The following is an 18175-nucleotide window of genomic DNA, read 5'->3' as shown; positions in this document are numbered from 1 at the left end:
AGCAATATATTGGAAGGAGGCCAAGTGAGTGGATAACATACAAGATCGCACGCCACCTCAAAATGTCGAGGCGGAACAAGCCGTTTTAGGTGCGGTTTTTCTGCAACCAGAAGCGCTGATTACGGCCTCTGAAATATTAATGCCCGATGACTTTTATCGTCAGGCGCATCAGCTTATTTTTGAAGCGATGTTGGAATTAAGTGACCAAGGCAAAGCGGTCGATGTCGTAACAATCTATGAAGCGTTAGCCTCTACCGGCAAGATTGAGGACGTTGGTGGGTTACCATATTTGACGGAGCTATCAGGCGCGGTACCAACTGCAGCCAACTTGGAATATTATGCCCATATCGTAGAAGACAAAGCATTACTACGCCGCTTGATTCGCACGGCGACACAGATTGCAACAGACAGCTATACCCGTGAAGATGAAGTTGAACTGTTGATGGATGAAGCCGAGAAGAATATCCTCGAAGTATCCTCACGCAAAAACGTCGGGGCTTTTAAAAACATTAAAGATGTTCTCGTGAAAACGTACGATGACATTGAAATTTTGCATAATCGAAAAGGTGATATTACGGGGATTCCGAGTGGATTTAGCGCACTCGATCATATGACGGCAGGTTTTCAACGTAACGATTTAATTATCGTAGCCGCTCGTCCTTCCGTGGGTAAAACTGCCTTCGCACTTAATATCGCGCAAAATGTTGCCACAAAAACAGATGAGAACGTCGCGATTTTCAGTCTCGAAATGGGCGCCGAACAGTTGGTTATGCGGATGCTCTGTGCAGAAGGCAATATCAATGCGCAAAATCTGCGTACCGGTTCCTTAACTGCTGACGATTGGCAAAAACTTACTATCGCGATGGGAACTTTATCGAATTCAGGCATTTACATTGATGACTCACCAGGCGTGCGCGTCAATGAAATTCGTTCGAAATGTCGTCGTTTGCAGCAAGAAGCAGGACTCGGCATGATTGTAATTGACTATTTACAGCTCATCGCAGGAAGTGGCCGCGGCGGCGAAAACCGCCAACAAGAAGTATCGGAAATTTCACGTTCCCTAAAAGCATTAGCGCGCGAATTGAAAATCCCGGTCATCGCGCTGTCACAGCTATCTCGTAGCGTAGAATCACGCCAAGATAAGCGGCCAATGATGTCGGATATTCGTGAATCAGGTTCTATCGAGCAAGATGCGGATATCGTTGCTTTCTTATACCGCGATGATTACTACGACCACGAAAGTGAAAATGACGGCACAATCGAAATTATTATTGCCAAACAACGGAATGGCCCAGTTGGAACAGTCCAGCTGGCGTTCGTGAAAGAGTATAATAAATTCGTTAACCTAGAAGTCAGGTATGACGATATGCAAGTTCCGTCGGGAGCTTAGAGAAAGATTAGAACAGCAATATGGAGGGCTAGATAGCCACTATGTTGCTGTTTTTATTGTTTTGTTTAAATTTTTATAAATTGTGATTGTCCTTGGCTTTATTTTAATATTAAATGGACATGCAATAACAGGAACCGATCTTTCTGGGGTTACGAGGTTCTTTTTGTGTTCTGTCTCGCCAAGTTTGAAAAAAGCCTGCGACAGAATTGCTCGCAAGCTTGGAGTGGTTATTTTGTTGTGTTGTAGGTCATCGTGTAGTCATCCATAATAAAGTTGTTGCCGACGTCGGTGATTAGGGCTTTCTCTACGGTGAAGCCCATTTTTTTGTAGGCTTCGATGGAGTTGCTGTTGTATTTGTTGACGTAGAGGCGGATGGTAGGTAGGTTTTGTGCTTTGGCATGGGCTGTGACGCGGGCGAATAGGGTTTTGCCGATGCCTTGGCGGTGGTGTGATGGGTCTATGTAAAGCTTGCTGAGGAAGAGTTCATCTTCTTGTTGGTAAAATGCGGTGTAGCCGACGAAGTTGTCTTCTTGGTAAGCCATTAAATAGATGGTGCCGCTTGCGATGTCGGCTTCGATGGCTTCGGGTGATTGGAATTTGGCGAGCATGTAATCGATTTGTTCGGTCGTGATGATGGTCGGATAGTGTTCGTGCCAAATTTTATGGGCAAGTGTAGAGATGTCTGCGCTGTCTTTTTTTTGTTTTTTGCGGTTTTGATTTGCATGGTGGTTCTCCTTTTTTGAATTATAGTAGCATATTTGGCTGGATTTAGGAAGTGAGCGGGTTTGGGGTAGACAAAATTTATAAATGTAGACTTATCATAGTAAATGGACGCAGGTCATTGATTTTCGAAAAATAGCCCGATATACTGAAAATGAAAACGAATACAAAAATTGAGTATATGCGGGGTTGGGGTAGAAATGAAGAAAACGGCGTACATAATTTCACATTCACACTGGGATCGGGAGTGGTTCTTGCCATTGGAGTCTTTGCGATATCGGCTTGTGACATTGGTGGATGAGGTAGCGGATTTGTTGGAGAATAAGAGTGGCTTTGAGTATTTTCATATGGATGGGCAGACAATTATGTTAGATGATTATTTGCTTGTGAAGCCTGAAGAACGGGAGCGGATGGAGCGACTGGTTCGTGATGGGAAGTTGCGGGTTGGTCCTTGGTATATGTTGCAGGATGCTTTTTTGACGAGCAGTGAGGCGAATGTGCGAAATTTGATTTATGGGAATCAGGATGCGCTGAAATATGGAGCGGTTGAGAAAATTGGCTATTTCCCAGATACGTTTGGGATTTATGGTCAGGCGCCACAACTTGTGAAGCAGGCCGGGATGGACGCGGTGATTTTTGGTCGTGGTGTGAAGCCGACTGGATTTAATAATCAGGTTTTTGAGAGTGATTATACATCGCCGTTTTCTGAGATGTATTGGCAGGCGCCGGACGGGACGCGGGTTTTGGGTGTTCTGCTAGCGAATTGGTATTCGAATGGGAACGAGATTCCAACGGATGTGGAGAGTGCGAAGGCGTTCTGGGACAAGAAGCTTGGGGATGCGGAGAGTTATGCATCGACGGGGGCTTTGTTGTTTATGAATGGCTGCGATCATCAGCCGGTGCAGGTGGACTTGCCAGAGGCGCTGGATGTGGCGCGGGAATTGTATCCGGACGTGGCGTTTAAGCATAGTCATTTTGCGGAGTATGTGACGGCGTTACAGGAGTTGGTGCCGAGTGGTGATTTGCAGGTAATTGAGGGGGAACTGACGAATCAGCGGACGGATGGCTGGTCGACGTTGGTTAATACGGCGTCTTCTCGGATGTACTTGAAGCAGGCGAACCAGCGTGTGCAGCAGTTGCTTGAGAAGCAAGTGGAGCCAATTGCGGTGATGGCATCGCGGGTCGGGACGGCGTATCCGGAGGAGTATTTGAAATTTACATGGAAAATGCTGATGGAAAATCAGATTCATGATAGTATTACGGGCTGTAGTTTGGACGTGGTGCATCGGGAGATGGAGACGCGGTTCATGAGGGCGGAGCAGGCGGCGCGTGCGATGCTTGCGGACAGTGTGACGCGGATTGTGCGACAGGTGGATACAACGACGGCAAAATTGGATGGGGAGGCTGTGCCGATTGTGGTGTTCCACACGTCGGGTTATGAGGCATCGCGGGTTGTGACGGTGGACGTGGAGCTGGATCGGACGTATTTTGCGGAGATGCCGTTTGAGGAGATTCCGGCGTATTTGGACGGGTTGCCGAGCGTGACCTTGGAAGTTCGGGATGCGGACGGGAATTTGGTGGATGCGAGTGTGACGGAGCTTGGGATGCAGTTTGATTATGAGTTGCCAGATCGAGCGTTTCGGAAGCCTTATTTTGCAAGGCGTTATCGTGTGACGTTTGTTGCGGAAAGGTTGCCAAAGATGGGATTTGCGACGTATTTTGCGACGCCTGTGGCTGAAAAAAAGCTAGTAAGTCTTGAAAGTGACGCGAAGCATTTGGAAAATCAGTTTTTGCAGGTGGACATTGCGGAGAATGGTAGTTATGCGGTGACTTGTAAGGAAACTGGGCGTACTTTTGCTGGACTTGGTGGTTACATGGACCAAGGCGATATTGGTAACGAGTACATGTTTAAGGAAACTGGGGATGGCCTGCGGGTTACGACGGAGAATCTGACGGCTAATTGTGTGGTGACGGAGGATTCTGCGGTGCGCAAAACGGTGGAGATTACGCATGTGATGATGTTGCCAGAATCGTCGGATAAGGCGAGTTTTGCGGATGAGAAGGCACGCGTTGTTTGGCATCCAGGACGTGTGTCGCCGCGTTCGGAAACGTTGCGCGAGTTTGTGATTCGAACTTCACTGACGCTAGAAAAAACAGGGCGTGCGCTACAAGTGGATGTTCGTATGGAAAATCAGATAGAAGATCATCGTCTGCGCGCGATTTTCCCTACTGGGACGAAGCGCGAAACGCATTTTGCAGATAGTGTTTTTGAAATTGTGGAACGTCCAAATCAGGTGAGTGAGGAATGGCAAAATCCAAGCAATGACCAGCGTCAGCAAGCTTTTGTGGCACTTGGGGGCCTGATGGTAGTGAACCACGGTTTGCCGGAGTATGAGGTTAACGCGGATGGTTCGGAAATCCGTCTGACATTGCTTCGCGCGAATTCGGAGATTGGCGATTGGGGCAACTTCCCAGCTCCTGAAGCACAGTCACTTGGCGAGCAGGTAGCGCATTTTTATGTGATGCCCTATAAGGAAGAGGAACTTCGGACGGAAGCCGCTAAATGGGCGTATGAGTACCAAATGGAACCGTTCGCGGTACAGGCGGATTCGCAACATGATGGGGGACTTTCCAATCGAGAAGAGTTCGCGATGTGGCAAGATGCACCAGGCCTTATTTTCTCAAGCTGGAAACGGGCGACGAGCCAAGATGCGGAAATTTTACGTTTTTATAATGTAGCAGAAAGCGTGCAGGAGCTCGAATTACTGCAAAACATGTGCAAAACGACAATTTTAGAAGAAAAAGTAGAGACCGAATCGGCAAAACGTTGGGATGTGGCGCCGAGTGAAATTATCACGTGGAGAAAAGAGGACGAGAAATGACGACTAAAAATGTGCCGAAAAGCTTTCAAAAAATGATTGATACGGTAGCAAAAACATTTCCAGAGTATCCAAAATTACAGGAAATGTTTCAAAAATGCTTTTTAAATACGTATGCGACAACGTTGACAGAAACAAAGGAAGGTTTGCCTTTTGTCATTACGGGAGATATTCCTGCTATGTGGCTACGCGATTCAACGAGCCAAATCAGACCGTATTTGATGGTGGCAGAAAGTGATCCAGAAATGGCGGAAGTGATTGCAGGGCTTGTGAAGCAGCAAATGCGTTTCATCCAACTGGACCCATATGCGAATGCGTTTAACCAGGAAGCGAACGGCAAAGGTTTTCAAGAAGATAAAACGGAGATGTCACCGCATGTTTGGGAACGTAAATACGAGATTGATTCGCTTTGTTATCCTATTCAATTAGGTTACTTGTTATGGCAAAGCACGGGCAGTACGGCGCATTTTGACGCTGATTTCCGCAGAGCTACGGCTACTATTCTGGATGTTTGGGAGACGGAACAGCGCCACGAGACGGATTCGCCGTATTCTTTTGAGCGTGTCGACGTTCGCCAATCGGATACGCTAAATCGCGATGGCAGAGGCACAGAAGTTGCGTACACAGGCATGACGTGGAGCGGTTTTCGCCCGAGTGATGACGCCTGCCTTTACGGCTATTTAGTGCCGAGCAACATGTTCGCGGTTGTGGCTCTTGGCTACCTCGAAGAAATCAATGCAGCCTGCTGGAAAGGCCAAGAACTCGCCACCCGAATCATAAAATTAAAAAATGAAATCGAGCTGGGCATCCAAGAATTCGCCATTCAAGAGCATCCATATTACGGGGATATCTACGCCTACGAAGTCGATGGTACAGGACGCAAAAACTTCATGGACGACGCGAACGTTCCGAGTCTACTAGCAGCGCCATACCTTGGCTATGGTGCTTTCAATGATCCAGAATACATCGCAACACGCCGTTTCATTTTGAGTCGAGAAAATCCGTTTTACGTAGAAGGTACGCAACTAACAGGGATCGGCAGCCCGCACACGCCAGACCATTACGTATGGCCAATCGCGCTTAGTGTACAAGGGATGACTGCGACAAGTATTTCCGAAAAACTAGCCATTTTAGAAATGCTTATCGAAACGGATGGCGATACAGGATTCATGCATGAAGGTGTTAACGCGAGCAACCATCACGAATACACACGCGAATGGTTCGCTTGGTCAAACGCGATGTTCAGCGAATTTGTCCTCAGTTTGTGCGGAATCTATGTCAAAGGTTCGCCGCTAGCCAAAAATAACAAATAATAATCACGAAGAGTGCGCCAAATCAGGCTCGCTCTTTCGTTGTAGGAGTTGGGATACAATGAATAAAGTTGAAAAAATAGATAAGTTTTTCGTTGCCAGCCAATGGCTCATCCGTTTTGTTTGGGCGAACTTGGTTTGGATGTTTCTCATCATCATCGGTCTTGGTATTTTCGGTTTCATGCCAGCCACTGCCGCACTGTTTACCGTTACGCGCAAGTGGTCGCAAAAAGATATCGATATCGCGATTTGGCCGACAGCTTGGAAAGCCTATAAAAAAGCCTTCCTCGAAACGAACATTGCAGGACTTTGTTTTGCGGGGATTCTCGGTTTTCTCTACGTTGATTTACGCATTGTTTTTGCGACGATGAATGGTTTAGCTTCAAGTTTGCTGTACTTCTTTTTGTTTTTCCTATTCGCGATGACATTGCTTGCGCTTGTGAACTATTTTTCCGTCTATGCGCACTTTATTTACCCATTGCGAGGTTATCTCATGCAGTCATTCCTACTCGCGTTTACTAGTTGGAAAACATCATTGCTACTGATTGCAGGATTTGGCGTCGCTGTTTACCTCATTGCTCAAGTACCAGCACTTGTCCTCTTTATTTCCGGTGTTCTGCCAGCTTATTGGGTTATGAAAGTCAACCTTATTCGCTTTCAAAAAATGCAAGCTAAAATGGCAGCCCAATCAGCAGAAAGTGTGGCATAATAAGGACTGGGGGGTGTATACAATTTGAGTGCTAACAAACGAAAACGGCGAATTTTCCAACGAATGCTTCTCGTATTTTCTCTAACATCACTTTTCACCGTTGGATTATTGCTGTTTTTCATATCTAAATACTATACGAACATTAAAGTCGACGCGGTGTTGCAAGAAACGAAAGCGGTTTCAGAGTCGCAAGTCATTGCCGTAGATCGAAAAGAACAGGCGCTCGTTGGCATGACGCAAGAAATTTACAAAAACAGTGACCTCATGAACGACGTCCAAATCGCGATGACACACGATTACGCGGACTACATCCAGAAAAACATCGACAACTACTACGCAAAACAAGGTTTTTACAGCGTTGATTTACAGAGTTTTCTACGTTCCTATTTTACATATGACGATGATGTTATTGCCGTACAGCTCGTGTCCGCGGACAAAGAATTTACCTACACGTTCCCGACCAACTACAGCAAATGGCAACCCCTCTTTGAAAAATACGGCGAGCAAAAATTACTACAAGCCGTTTCGCGTAAAGAAAACATTTTCCGTCTGGATGCAAGCATTGTATTTAAGCAAGTGGTTAATGACCCAAGTACGCTACAACCGCTTGGAACCGTACTGATGTATACCGATGAAAGCTTTCTCGCTAATCTCATTCCAAAAGCAAAACAAGCATCAACGTTCGCCATCATGAATAGTAGCGATGAGCGTCTATACAGTAATCACCTCTTGCCTGACATCACAAATGCCGATCAAGAAAAGGGCTACCGTTCTGGAAGCGGCTACCTAGAAACCGCAGAACCACAAGAGTCAGGCGCATTCGGCCAAGTCATTGTTCCCGAAAGCCAAATCGGCGGCATTCCCGTTCTGCAGTGGACCTTGTTTGGCATCGGTGTAGGTCTTGTTCTCATTTCCATCGCCATCAATTTCTTCATTAGCCGTCGTTACTCCAACCGCATTCAAGTTATCGTTGACGGCATGGATCAAATGGAAAAAGGCGGGCTTGACGCGAAGCTTCCCGTCGATGAACGTGAAGACGAATTGACGCTAATCAGTCAAAGTTTTAATAAGATGGGGGACAGTTTGAATGATTATATTAAACAAGTGTACACGCTTGAAATCGAGGAGCAAAAAGCCCAATTGAAGGCGTTACAAGGCCAAGTCGAACCGCATTTTTTATATAATTCGCTAGAAGCTATTCGGATGAACGCGAGGCTGGAGGGTGCCAAAGTAACGAGTAACATGATTTATCACTTATCGACATTGCTTCGCTACACGGCGGACAATATTGAAATGGTGACGCTAGCCGATGAAGTGGGCTATGTTCGTCAATATTTGCAATTCATGGAACTGCGCTACCAGCAAGAGGTCCCCTTTTTCTTAGAGGTGGATGAGCCGTTATTGGAACACCCGTTTTTGAAATTTACATTGCAGCCTCTCGTGGAGAATTTCTTCAAATATGCGCGACATGATGACCGGCGCACGAGCCTGACGTTTAGCGCCAAGCGAGTTGGGGATGTATTGGAAGTGAGAATGCGCGACGATGGCAAGGGGATTACGGAGCAAAAAATGATGCAGATTAAGGCGGATTTGGGAGGCGAGCAGCAAGGTCGGATTGGACTCGTGAACATTCACCGCCGGATTCAGCTTTATTTTGGGGAGCAGTACGGTTTAGAAATAACGAGTATTCAAAACCAAGGCACGGAAGTCGTTCTGCGCGTTCCGTACACATCTGATGGGAGGAAAAACTATGTTGAAAATGCTTTTAGTAGATGATGAGCCGTTGATTGTTCAAGGATTGCAGGCCGTGATTCGGGAATTTGATGAGGAGATTGAAATTATCGGGACGGCGAAAAATGGGATGGAAGCCTTGACGCATTTTGCGACGCAGCCGTGTGATTTAGTGATTACGGATATTAAGATGCCGAAAATGGACGGTTTGCAGTTGATTGAGGCTTGGAAGAAGGAGCAGGACACGACGAAATTCATTGTTTTGTCGGGATTCCAAGAGTTTGAGTATGTGAAACGGGGGCTTGCGATTGGGATTGAGAATTATTTGTTGAAGCCGCTGAATGAGACGGAATTATTAGAGACGATTACGCAAATCAAGGAGAAAGTGGAGGCTGATTTTCAGGCAACGGGAGATGATGAGGCATATTATATTTTGAGGGACAATGCGCTGTGGCGTTGGTTGAACAACCGAATTGGGACGGAGGACTGGAAGGAGCGGATGGCGCTGTACAAGATGCCACTTGCGCAAGACCAGATGACGGCGCTGATTTGGATTCAGCCGATGTATGGACGGCGTGATTGGACGGCGGACGGTTGGCGAAAATTGCAATCGTATTTGCGTGCGGAATATCCATTTATGTTGCTAAATCCTGAGGAGGAACTGCTTATTGGCTTGATGGCAGAGGACGAGACGGGAATCGCGACGCAGATCGCTAAGGTGTACGATGAGATAGGCGCGATGGTTGGCTCGGAGCAATGCTTCTTTTTGATGAGCGAAGTCGGAACTGGGACGGCTTATTTCCCGAAAGCTTTTCGTCAATTGGAGCAACTTTTGCAAGAGCGGCTTGTTTCTTCACCTGGCACGCTTATTTCCGCAGACAAAATTCTGCCTCACAGATGGCGCCCGAATTTTAGTCAGCATCAGCTAGCTCGCGCCCTTGTTTTGCGAGAGAAAGAGGAAACATTGGCTTGGCTCGATGCCTTTTTTGCGGAATGGGAGCTTCATTTATACGAAAGCGATCCACATCAAGTCATCCGCGTCCTAAGCGAAGTCGCCCTCATGATGTCCGAATCCGACCCAGAACAACTACTCACCGTGATTCGAAGGCTAGACAGTGCTATCACCCCGTGCGAACTAAAAAACACAATGCTAGAGCTTATTCATCCATTTTTCGACCGTAAACAGGAAGACGACAATAGCAAAAGTCCAATTATCCAAAAAATTCTAACCTACGTCGCTGAAAATTTCACAGAAGGCATGTCCTTAAAAACACTCGGCGCAAAATTCCACATTAACGCCGTCTACCTCGGTCAACTTTTCCAAAAAGAAGTCGGCGTTCATTTCACAGACTACCTAAACCAATTCCGCGTCAACCACGCCAAAGAGATCCTAATGGGTACCAAACAACCCGTCACAGCTATCGCCGAAGAATCAGGTTACACAGACATGGCTTATTTTTACCGCCAATTCAAGAAATATACAGGCTACACTCCAAACGGCTTCCGCAAAAAAGAGACCGTGCAGTAAAGCGCAGTTGTTATTTGCCAAGTAGAAAGCATAAGACTATAATAAAGAGTAAACTGTAAAAGAATGCATCATCTAAAAATGGAATTTCAAGTAATGTATAAATGATGAGAGTGAGTGAAATGATATGGCAAATAAAAAACGAATTTTAGTGGCCTTCGATGGCTCCGAACAGTCCAATGATGCGTTCCAAGAGGCGCTGAGATTGGGAACGTTAGAACCAGTTGAGTTTATCTTTTTGACCGTGATTGTTGAAATAATGCCTAACAATGAAGAGTTATATTTATCGCTGAATGTGCATCCAGAAATGGACGACGTGTACAAAGCTTTGGCAGAAAAACGACTAGAAGAAATGACTGCAGGGCTTGGCTCCGATGTTAGTTATCAAAACGAAGCAGTACACGGCGACGCAAAAAGAAGTATTGTCAGCTATGCAAAGGATAACGATGTGGACTTAATCGTAATCGGTGCAACAGGAAGAGGTGCGTTGGAACGATCGCTTATTGGCTCAACCACAGCTTATGTAGTCAATCATGCACCGTGTAACGTATTAGTGGTGAAGTAAGGACAAAAAACACTGTGAGACTTTTGAAAATAGAATGCTTGAAAAAACAAAGTTGTATACGTTAGATGCCGTGAATGGGATTTCCCATCAGCATTTATTTAGTAAGCTTATATTTCATGTGCTAAACATGATGTATAAGCTTTTTTTCTATGGTTAATCCGTGAGAACTGAATCAGAGCCGGGAAGAAAGACGCTGATTCAGACCTTACTGCGATTAGTTCGCCACTTCCACGGGAACTTTGGCGGCTCGGAAAGACGCTGTTAATTCTGGTGATAGTGATTGGTCTGTTATGAGTCGATGGATATCGTCTATTTTAGCAAATGTGGCAATGGAACTTTTGCCGAGTTTGCTACTATCGATAAGTGCGATGGTTTTATGAGCGGCTGCTACCATTTCGCGCTTGAGTTCGACTTCGTATAAACTAAAATCAGTCAGGCCATCAGAGGCGTTGAGTGCATAAGCGGATGTGAATAAGGTGTCTACGTTTACTTTCTTCAATAATTCATGACCAATCAAACCTTCAATAGAGTTAGAGCCACTGCGAACAATGCCTCCAATAATAATCACAGTTAAATTTGGATTTTCTTTTAGCATTGTAGCTGTTGTTAAGCCGCTTGTCACAATCGTTAGACGCTTTGTTGATTCTTTAATGAACTTCGCGAGTTCAAAGCAGGTTGTGCTAGCATCGAGTATGATGCATTGCCCATCTTCAATATATTCAAAAGCTACAGCTGCAATACGTTGCTTCTCGGAGCGATGTTTTTTTTTCACGAATGGCGTATTTTTTTGTCGATGTCTTCTTTTTCTTTCATCATAGCACCACCGTGTGTTCGTATGAGTAATTCTTGTTTTTCCATGGCATTTAAATCTGTGCGGACAGTGGCTGCGGAGACACTTAATTTCTCGCTTAGCTCCTGAACGGATACGGTCTTTTGTTCTTGAATCATATGAAGAATCTCATTTCGACGTTGATTTGCGAACATGGATTTTCACCTACACTTTCATATAATAGTGTAATTCATCGTTTTCTTCTATTTACTTTCAATAAATCACACTTTTATTTTAACACATGCCTAGCCATAATTGTAGTACCTGGAAAGTAGAAGAGAGCCCAAGTCAGCATGCGCTATACTTAGACTCTCGTTATTTAATTTTTTTGTAGTGTTGCCAAAATTTGATTGGCTATTTTTGTAGCGGAGAAGCCAAAATCTTCGGCAATTTCTGCGCCAGAACCGGATTTTCCAAAGGTATCGATGGCGATAATCTTGCCTTTGTTACCAACATATTTGTGCCAGCCTTGAGAAGAGGCCATCTCAATCGCTACTCGGTGTGTTATTTCGCTTGGAAGAACGGTCTCATGGTAGTCTGCGGATTGACGTTCAAATAGTTCCCAACTTGGCATACTGACAACGCGAGCACCGATTTGCTCTGTCGCCAAATATTCGCGAACTTCCATCGCTAAGGAAACTTCGGAGCCAGTTGCGATTAGGAGAATATCTGTCGTACTTGTTGGCGATTCAGCTAATATATAAGCGCCTTTTTCAACTTCTATGCTAGCTTTCATATCTGTGGTCGGTAGATTCGGCAACGCTTGACGGCTAAGCACGAGCATAACTGGGTTTTCTTGTTGTGTTAGCGCGTATTTATAGCTAGCGACGGTTTCATTTGCATCCGCGGGTCTTAGAACGACAAGGTTTGGCATGGCTCGGAAGGAAGCTAAATGTTCGATTGGTTCATGTGTCGGGCCATCTTCTCCAACCATAATAGAATCGTGTGTCATCACGTATGTTACTGGAAGGTTCATGAGAGCTGCCGAACGAATCGCGCTCCTTAAGTAATCGGAGAATACGAAAAAAGTCGCGCCATAAGGCTTTATTCCACCGTGCAATGCCATTCCGTTCAAAATGCCACCCATCGCAAATTCGCGCACGCCAAACCAAATATTTTTGCCTTCGTAATGGTTAGCGAGGAAATCGTCGCTGTCTTTAATCATTGTTTTGTTAGAAGATGATAGATCTGCTGAACCGCCAAATAAACTTGGTAGCTGTGGCGCGAGAGCGTTTAAAACGGTACTTGAAACGTCTCTTGTTGCTATCGGTGCATCCTTTGTCGTATAGGTTGGTAAAACGAGTGCTTGATCTGCCGTTTCTTGATTATCGATGAGGCGTTGCAATTTTTCTGCTTCTTCTGGGTAGTCGTTTCGATATTTGTTGAAGGCTTGGAGCCACTTCGATTCGTGATGATTTCCTTTAGATAAATAGTAGTCTTTCTGATAGCTTACTGTTTTTGGTATTTCGAAGGGTTCTAGTTCCCAGCCATAATTTTTCTTGATTTGAGTGATTTCTTCTTTGCCCAGTGGTGCGCCATGTGCTGCGGCTGTGCCTGCTTTGCTCGGACTTCCATCGCCAATCACGGTTTTTATTTCAATCAAGGTCGGTTTTGTCGTTTCTGCTTTTGCGAGACAAATGGCGCTGTCAATCGCCTCGACATCGTTTCCATCAGGGACGTGCAATGTTTGCCAACCCGCCGAGCGAAACCGCAAATCAATATCTTCGGAAAAGCTTTGCGTAAGATCGCCGTCCAAAGAAATATCATTGGAGTCGTAAAGAACGATGAGTTTACCGAGTTTTAAATGGCCTGCAAGGGAACATGCTTCATAAGAAATGCCTTCCATCAAACAACCATCGCCGCATAAGACAAATGTGTGGTGGTCAATTACTGCGTGGGACGCTTTGTTGAACATTGCGGCAAGATGCGCCTCGGACATCGCCATTCCAACGCCCATTGCAATACCTTGGCCTAGTGGACCGGTTGTAGCGTCAACGCCGGGCGTGTGGCCGAATTCTGGATGGCCTGGCGTCGCGCTGTCTTTTTGTCGAAAGTTGCGCAGGTCTTCTTTACTAACATCATAGCCGAAAATATGAAGCAAACTATAAAGCAGTGCAGAGCCATGACCCGCAGAAAGTATGAAGCGGTCTCGGTTGAACCAGCTCGGATGTGCCGGATTAAATTTTAAATGATTTTTCCAAAGACAAAAAGCCATTGGTGCCGCGCCCATCGGAAGGCCTGGATGTCCAGAGTTAGCCTGTTCGACCATATCCATTGATAATACGCGGATTGTTTTTATCATTTGTTGATTCATTAACGACATGTGCATCCTCCTTTTCTACTGAATCGTGTAACCGCCGTCGATCACTAGATTCTCACCGGTTATTAAATTAGCGGCATCGCTTGCAAGGAATAGTGCGGATGCCGCGACTTCTTCTGGATAGCCGAAACGACCAATTGGAATCTGCTTTTTCATTGCTTCGCCGACTTCTCCGGCCCATGCTTTTTTGCCCAGCTCGGTTAGGATGACAGTGGGGGAGATGGCATTGACATTGATTTTATGAGGCGCCCATTCCATTGCCAAAACTTGCGTCATCGAGACAATCGCTGCTTTACTAGCACAGTAAGCCACGTGTTTATCCAGTGCTACGATGGAAGCTTGGGAAGCAATGTTGACGATTTTCCCGCCGCGTCCTTGTTGTATCATCGCATTTCCAGCCACTTGTGCGACAAGGAATGATGCCTTGAGATTCAGCTCCATTGTTTTGTCCCAATAAGATTCAGGAAGGTCTTCTGCTTTTTCTAAAAGGGCGATGCCGGCCGAGTTCACAACAATATCGATGCTACCAAATTGCTCGACAACTGTTGCGATGACGCGTTCCACATTTTCTTTTTTGGTAATGTCAGCTTGGATACCTAAGGCACGCGATTTTCCGATTTGTTCCGCGATTTCAGCTACGTCTGGTTTAATATCAACGAGCACGACTTTTGCGCCTTTATCTAAAAAAAGTTCTACGATAGCCCGTCCAATCCCGCTTGCACCACCAGTTACGATAGCGACTTTATCAGTTAATGCAAAATTTTTATCGAACATAATTTAATCACTCCTTGCTTTAATTTTTAATCTAATACGCTTTCAGGTAAACTCACGAGAAAATTCGTCAAAATTAGGTACGCAGACGTTGCGCCAGGGTCTTGATTACCAAGAGAACGATCGCCGAGCCTGCTGGAACGTCCGCGTTTGGATAGCAAATCAATGGTCGAAATCATGCCCGTTTCTGCTGCACTAACCGCCACGCGAAAGGCTTCTTCAAAATTACCAGACGCTGCAAAGGATTCTTCTAAGGCGATTCGTGCGGGTTCCAACGTGTCAATCATCGTTTTATCGCCAACTTCTGCTTGGCCGCGTTCTTTTACACCGCTCATAAATGCCAGCCAAAAAGCCGTTAAATCGGCGTCGCTAAGCACGTCTTTCCCTTTAATTGCTTTTGCTCCTCGTAAAAATCCTGTCGCGTAAAGCGGACCTACCGAAGAACCGACTGCTTCCAAAAAGGTTTTGCCAGCTAGGATTGCTAATTTCGAGCAATCGAGTGTCTCAATGGCTTCTTGTTTCGCCAGTTCTGCTTTAATGGCTTGCCAACCAATTGACATTGTCACGCCATGGTCGCCATCACCTAATTTTCGATCGAGTTCGCACAAGTACTCTTTTTCCTGTTCCATCGTTTCTGTTACTTTGTTTAAAAAATCGCGAAAATTTGCCGGATAATACATCCTTATCACGCCTCCTTATTTTTGAACATACATTGGGCAATCAGCAGGGTAGTCAATACATTGCTTAAGCTCTGCATCCAATTTTATTAGCGTCACAGAACTTCCGCCCATCTCAAGCGAAGTGCTGTAATCACCAATAAATGATCGATAAATGCGAATACCACGTTCTGTTAAAATCTCCTCTACACGTCGGAACATAATGAGCAGTTCCATTCGCGTTGTTGACCCCAAACCATTGACTAGCACAGCGACTTCTTCATCCGTTTCGATTGGCATATCTTCTAAAATTGCCGTAACAAGATGATCCACCACTTTATCAGCCGTCTCTAATTTGCCTTTTTTAATACCAGGCTCGCCGTGATGACCCAAGCCAATTTCCATTTCATCCTCAGCAAGCGTAAAACTTGGCTTCCCAGTTTGCGGTAACGAACAAGGTGACAAGCCTACGCCCATCGTCCGCGTCACATCATTCGCATGATTGGCAAGCCGCCTCACATCTGCTAAATCATGACCCAACGCAGAAGCAACACTCGCCACTTTCGTCACGAAAAACTCACCCGCGATGCCGCGCCGTTTCTCCTTCTCATGACTAGGAGCCGAAGCAACATCATCCGTCACGATAACCGAAGCCACCTCAATATCATGCTCCAAATCAGCTATTTCCGCAGCCATCCCGAAGTTCATAATATCGCCAGCATAGTTCCCGTAAACATAAATCACACCTTTTCCTTGATCAATGGCTTCCGTCACAGCAACAATCGGTCCAGGAGGTGGCGATGCGAAAATATTCCCGACCGCAACACCGTCCGCCATTCCCGCGCCAACATAACCCATGAAAGCCGGCTCATGTCCCGAACCACCACCAATCAAAACACCAACTTTGTCAGCATCCAGCGTCGAACGCACCAACGCGCGAGGATTTTCCAGTTGTTTCACATATTGTGGAAATGCCTTCACATAGCCGTCAATCATTTCCTCTACCACATAATCTGCGTTATTGATTAGTTTCTTCATTGTTCCACACTTCCCATCTTCAAATATGCCAGTTCCTGATTCGTAATCTGATCAATTTTCCGTTTCGATTGACCGCCTACAAACTGCACACCAAGGTATGCGTCTACGATTTTTTTAGCTAATTCTAGTCCAATGACCTTCGAACCTAGCGTTATAATTTGCGCATCATTGCTAAGTTGGGCGCGCTCCGCAGAATACACATCATGACACTGCGCCGAGCGAATGCCCGGCACCTTATTCGCCGCGATGGACATCCCAATACCCGTCCCACAAACTAAGATGCCGCGTTCCACCTCACCATTTTGAATCGCCGTCCCAACCTGAAATGCGATATCCGGATAATCTATCTCACTCTTTGAGAAGCAGCCGAAATCAATTACCTCATTATCCGACTGCTCGATATACCGTCGCAACGCCTCCTTCATTTCAAACGCATTATGATCCGAACCAATTCCAATTCTCATTTTCCAACACTCCAATATATTTATTCCATCGTGCTAGCCGGTACAACAACATCGTGATTTTTCGGCAAAGTCACAAATTTCATCAAAAAGGCACTAAAAACGTAAAGCCCCGCGAACACCCAAATGACACCAACCGTACCAAGACTTCCAATAAAAATACCAACAACAGCAGGGCCTAAAAATGTGCTCAGTCCCGCGCCTAAATTCAAAATCGACATCGCGGCACCCTTATTTTCAGGAGCAAGAGTTGGCATAATTGCCGAAAGTGGCACATAAGCCGCCAAACAAGCACCAAAGCAACCCGCGATTAGCATCGTTAGCAAGAAGTTCGCGCCAGACCAAAGTGGTACATAATAAAACAGAACCGTAAACGTCGCGCAACCCATTCCGCCAAACCACATTACCGTATTTCGCCAACCGAGCCGATCGCTAATAACACCAAACAATAAGTTGAAAATAATATTCACCGACCAAAGGCAAGCATAGATTTGCAACCACTCCCCACGAGTAAAGCCAATTTCCATAAAGAACAGCGGCATAAACACCGTGAAACCATAAGCCGCCGACGTATTGATCGTCCGAACAATACCACCCATACCGATTTTTGGCTTCTCAAAAGCAATCGTAATTCCTTTCAATAAATAGCCTAAACTTGGTCTTTCACCCGTAGCCTTTTTCGCTACTTTTTCGCGATTCAAAAAGATGGCAATCGTTGCGCCGACAACAACGAAGATTAGCGCGCTCCACAATGTCAGCATTTCACCTAAATACGGTAGCGCAATACTTGAGTACAACGCACCCAAAACATTGAGTCCGCCACTATAACAAAACCAGAAAATTCCGACTGCTGATCCTAGTTTTTCTGTAGGCGCTTCATAAGCTACCCAAACGAGGAACGAATAAGCAAACAATGGATAACCGAAGCCGCGAAGAGCATAAGTCGGTAACATTACATATAAATTATGGCTTGGAAGCCCGACCGAAATAAAGAAGACCGAACCAATAATAAATACGATGACACCAGCCGTCATCACTCGCTGCGCTCCGAAAATTTCCGATAGAACACCAGAAAACCAAGCCGCAAGTGCCGCAGCAATACCATAAACACTAAATAATAAAGCAGACTGTTGAATAGAAAGTCCACCGCTGATTAAGAATGGCGATAACCAGCCTTGTTCTAAGCCTTCGCCCATCATAAAGACAACAAGTCCCGCATAACCCATCATTAATTTTGGAGGCAAACCGATTCTGTTCGTTAAGCTTTTCAT

Annotated in this window: 16 protein-coding genes; 7 read left to right on the top strand and 9 right to left on the bottom strand. The window is 45.6% G+C overall.

The genetic code is table 11. The annotated features are described in order from the left end of the window. Positions 1–28: 28 nt before the first annotated feature. Positions 29–1390 carry a replicative DNA helicase gene (gene dnaB, locus PRIP_RS12575; RefSeq protein WP_036101461.1) on the top strand — a complete coding sequence of 454 codons (1362 nt, stop codon included), beginning with the start codon at positions 29–31 and terminating at the stop codon, positions 1388–1390. A gap of 227 nt (positions 1391–1617) precedes the next feature. On the opposite strand, the gene PRIP_RS16810 is transcribed toward dnaB, so the two are convergent. Beyond that, the gene (locus PRIP_RS16810) at positions 1618–2070 is read right to left on the bottom strand and encodes a GNAT family N-acetyltransferase (protein WP_338151595.1); all 453 of its coding nucleotides are present in this window, start codon (positions 2068–2070) and stop codon (positions 1618–1620) included. A gap of 240 nt (positions 2071–2310) precedes the next feature. On the opposite strand from PRIP_RS16810, the gene PRIP_RS12565 reads away from it, so the two are divergent. The 6 genes from PRIP_RS12565 (at position 2311) to PRIP_RS12540 (ending at position 10829) form a co-directional block, all read left to right on the top strand. Then, complete coding sequence (locus tag PRIP_RS12565) at positions 2311–4992, top strand: alpha-mannosidase (protein ID WP_036101460.1); 2682 nt, start codon at positions 2311–2313, stop codon at positions 4990–4992. Further along, positions 4989–6302: a glycoside hydrolase family 125 protein gene (locus PRIP_RS12560; protein WP_036101459.1), complete on the top strand. Its 1314-nt coding sequence runs from the start codon at positions 4989–4991 to the stop codon at positions 6300–6302. Before PRIP_RS12565 ends, PRIP_RS12560 begins: the two co-directional genes overlap by 4 nt. A gap of 58 nt (positions 6303–6360) precedes the next feature. After that, positions 6361–7008, top strand: a complete 648-nt coding sequence (locus tag PRIP_RS12555; protein ID WP_036101458.1) for a YesL family protein — start codon at positions 6361–6363, stop codon at positions 7006–7008. A 24-nt stretch (positions 7009–7032) separates the two neighbouring features. Beyond that, positions 7033–8784: a sensor histidine kinase gene (locus PRIP_RS12550; protein WP_036101457.1), complete on the top strand. Its 1752-nt coding sequence runs from the start codon at positions 7033–7035 to the stop codon at positions 8782–8784. Next, positions 8759–10267 (top strand): response regulator transcription factor, encoded by a 1509-nt coding sequence (locus PRIP_RS12545; RefSeq protein WP_036101456.1) that lies wholly within the window; start codon positions 8759–8761, stop codon positions 10265–10267. The genes PRIP_RS12550 and PRIP_RS12545 overlap by 26 nt, the downstream gene beginning before the upstream one ends. 124 nt (positions 10268–10391) lie before the next feature. After that, positions 10392–10829 (top strand): universal stress protein, encoded by a 438-nt coding sequence (locus PRIP_RS12540; protein WP_036101455.1) that lies wholly within the window; start codon positions 10392–10394, stop codon positions 10827–10829. Positions 10830–11043: 214 nt separating this feature from the next. Here the strand turns inward: PRIP_RS12540 and PRIP_RS12535 are convergent, their stop codons facing one another. The 8 genes from PRIP_RS12535 to PRIP_RS12505 form a co-directional block, all read right to left on the bottom strand. Continuing rightward, positions 11044–11601 (bottom strand): DeoR/GlpR family DNA-binding transcription regulator, encoded by a 558-nt coding sequence (locus PRIP_RS12535; RefSeq protein ID WP_241434174.1) that lies wholly within the window; start codon positions 11599–11601, stop codon positions 11044–11046. Then, positions 11598–11813 carry a DeoR family transcriptional regulator gene (locus PRIP_RS17755; RefSeq protein ID WP_241434173.1) on the bottom strand — a complete coding sequence of 72 codons (216 nt, stop codon included), beginning with the start codon at positions 11811–11813 and terminating at the stop codon, positions 11598–11600. Before PRIP_RS17755 ends, PRIP_RS12535 begins: the two co-directional genes overlap by 4 nt. Before the next feature lie 164 nt (positions 11814–11977). Next, complete coding sequence (gene tkt, locus PRIP_RS12530; protein WP_036101454.1) at positions 11978–13981, bottom strand: transketolase; 2004 nt, start codon at positions 13979–13981, stop codon at positions 11978–11980. Between the two features lie 15 nt (positions 13982–13996). Next, complete coding sequence (locus PRIP_RS12525) at positions 13997–14752, bottom strand: SDR family oxidoreductase (protein ID WP_036101453.1); 756 nt, start codon at positions 14750–14752, stop codon at positions 13997–13999. A 26-nt stretch (positions 14753–14778) separates the two neighbouring features. After that, on the bottom strand, positions 14779–15429 hold the full coding sequence (dhaL, locus tag PRIP_RS12520; RefSeq protein ID WP_036101452.1) for a dihydroxyacetone kinase subunit DhaL: 651 nt from the start codon (positions 15427–15429) through the stop codon (positions 14779–14781). Positions 15430–15444: 15 nt separating this feature from the next. Continuing rightward, positions 15445–16443, bottom strand: coding sequence for a dihydroxyacetone kinase subunit DhaK (locus PRIP_RS12515; RefSeq protein WP_036101451.1), 999 nt, complete (start codon positions 16441–16443; stop codon positions 15445–15447). Then, positions 16440–16907, bottom strand: coding sequence for a ribose 5-phosphate isomerase B (rpiB, locus tag PRIP_RS12510; RefSeq protein ID WP_036101450.1), 468 nt, complete (start codon positions 16905–16907; stop codon positions 16440–16442). Before rpiB ends, PRIP_RS12515 begins: the two co-directional genes overlap by 4 nt. A gap of 20 nt (positions 16908–16927) precedes the next feature. Next, positions 16928–18175, bottom strand: coding sequence for an MFS transporter (locus PRIP_RS12505; protein ID WP_036101449.1), 1248 nt, complete (start codon positions 18173–18175; stop codon positions 16928–16930).

This window comes from Paenilisteria riparia FSL S10-1204 (genome assembly GCF_000525995.1).
Taxonomy (GTDB): Bacteria; Bacillota; Bacilli; order Lactobacillales; family Listeriaceae; genus Listeria_A; species Listeria_A riparia.
Note: the sequence above shows the minus strand (reverse complement) of the source record. Positions and strands in the feature narration are given on the sequence as shown.

Bases quoted from the DNA above. Each gene is read 5' to 3' on its own strand.
- PRIP_RS12560 (WP_036101459.1), top strand. From the start codon at position 4,989: ATGACGACTAAAAATGTGCCGAAAAGCTTTCAAAAAATGATTGATACG.
- tkt (WP_036101454.1), bottom strand. From the start codon at position 13,981: ATGTCGTTAATGAATCAACAAATGATAAAAACAATCCGCGTATTATCA.
- PRIP_RS12515 (WP_036101451.1), bottom strand. From the start codon at position 16,443: ATGAAGAAACTAATCAATAACGCAGATTATGTGGTAGAGGAAATGATT.
- PRIP_RS12565 (WP_036101460.1), top strand. From the start codon at position 2,311: ATGAAGAAAACGGCGTACATAATTTCACATTCACACTGGGATCGGGAG.
- dhaL (WP_036101452.1), bottom strand. From the start codon at position 15,429: ATGTATTATCCGGCAAATTTTCGCGATTTTTTAAACAAAGTAACAGAA.
- PRIP_RS12545 (WP_036101456.1), top strand. From the start codon at position 8,759: ATGTTGAAAATGCTTTTAGTAGATGATGAGCCGTTGATTGTTCAAGGA.
- rpiB (WP_036101450.1), bottom strand. From the start codon at position 16,907: ATGAGAATTGGAATTGGTTCGGATCATAATGCGTTTGAAATGAAGGAG.
- PRIP_RS12555 (WP_036101458.1), top strand. From the start codon at position 6,361: ATGAATAAAGTTGAAAAAATAGATAAGTTTTTCGTTGCCAGCCAATGG.
- PRIP_RS12505 (WP_036101449.1), bottom strand. From the start codon at position 18,175: ATGAAAAGCTTAACGAACAGAATCGGTTTGCCTCCAAAATTAATGATG.
- PRIP_RS17755 (WP_241434173.1), bottom strand. From the start codon at position 11,813: ATGTTCGCAAATCAACGTCGAAATGAGATTCTTCATATGATTCAAGAA.
- PRIP_RS12540 (WP_036101455.1), top strand. From the start codon at position 10,392: ATGGCAAATAAAAAACGAATTTTAGTGGCCTTCGATGGCTCCGAACAG.
- PRIP_RS12525 (WP_036101453.1), bottom strand. From the start codon at position 14,752: ATGTTCGATAAAAATTTTGCATTAACTGATAAAGTCGCTATCGTAACT.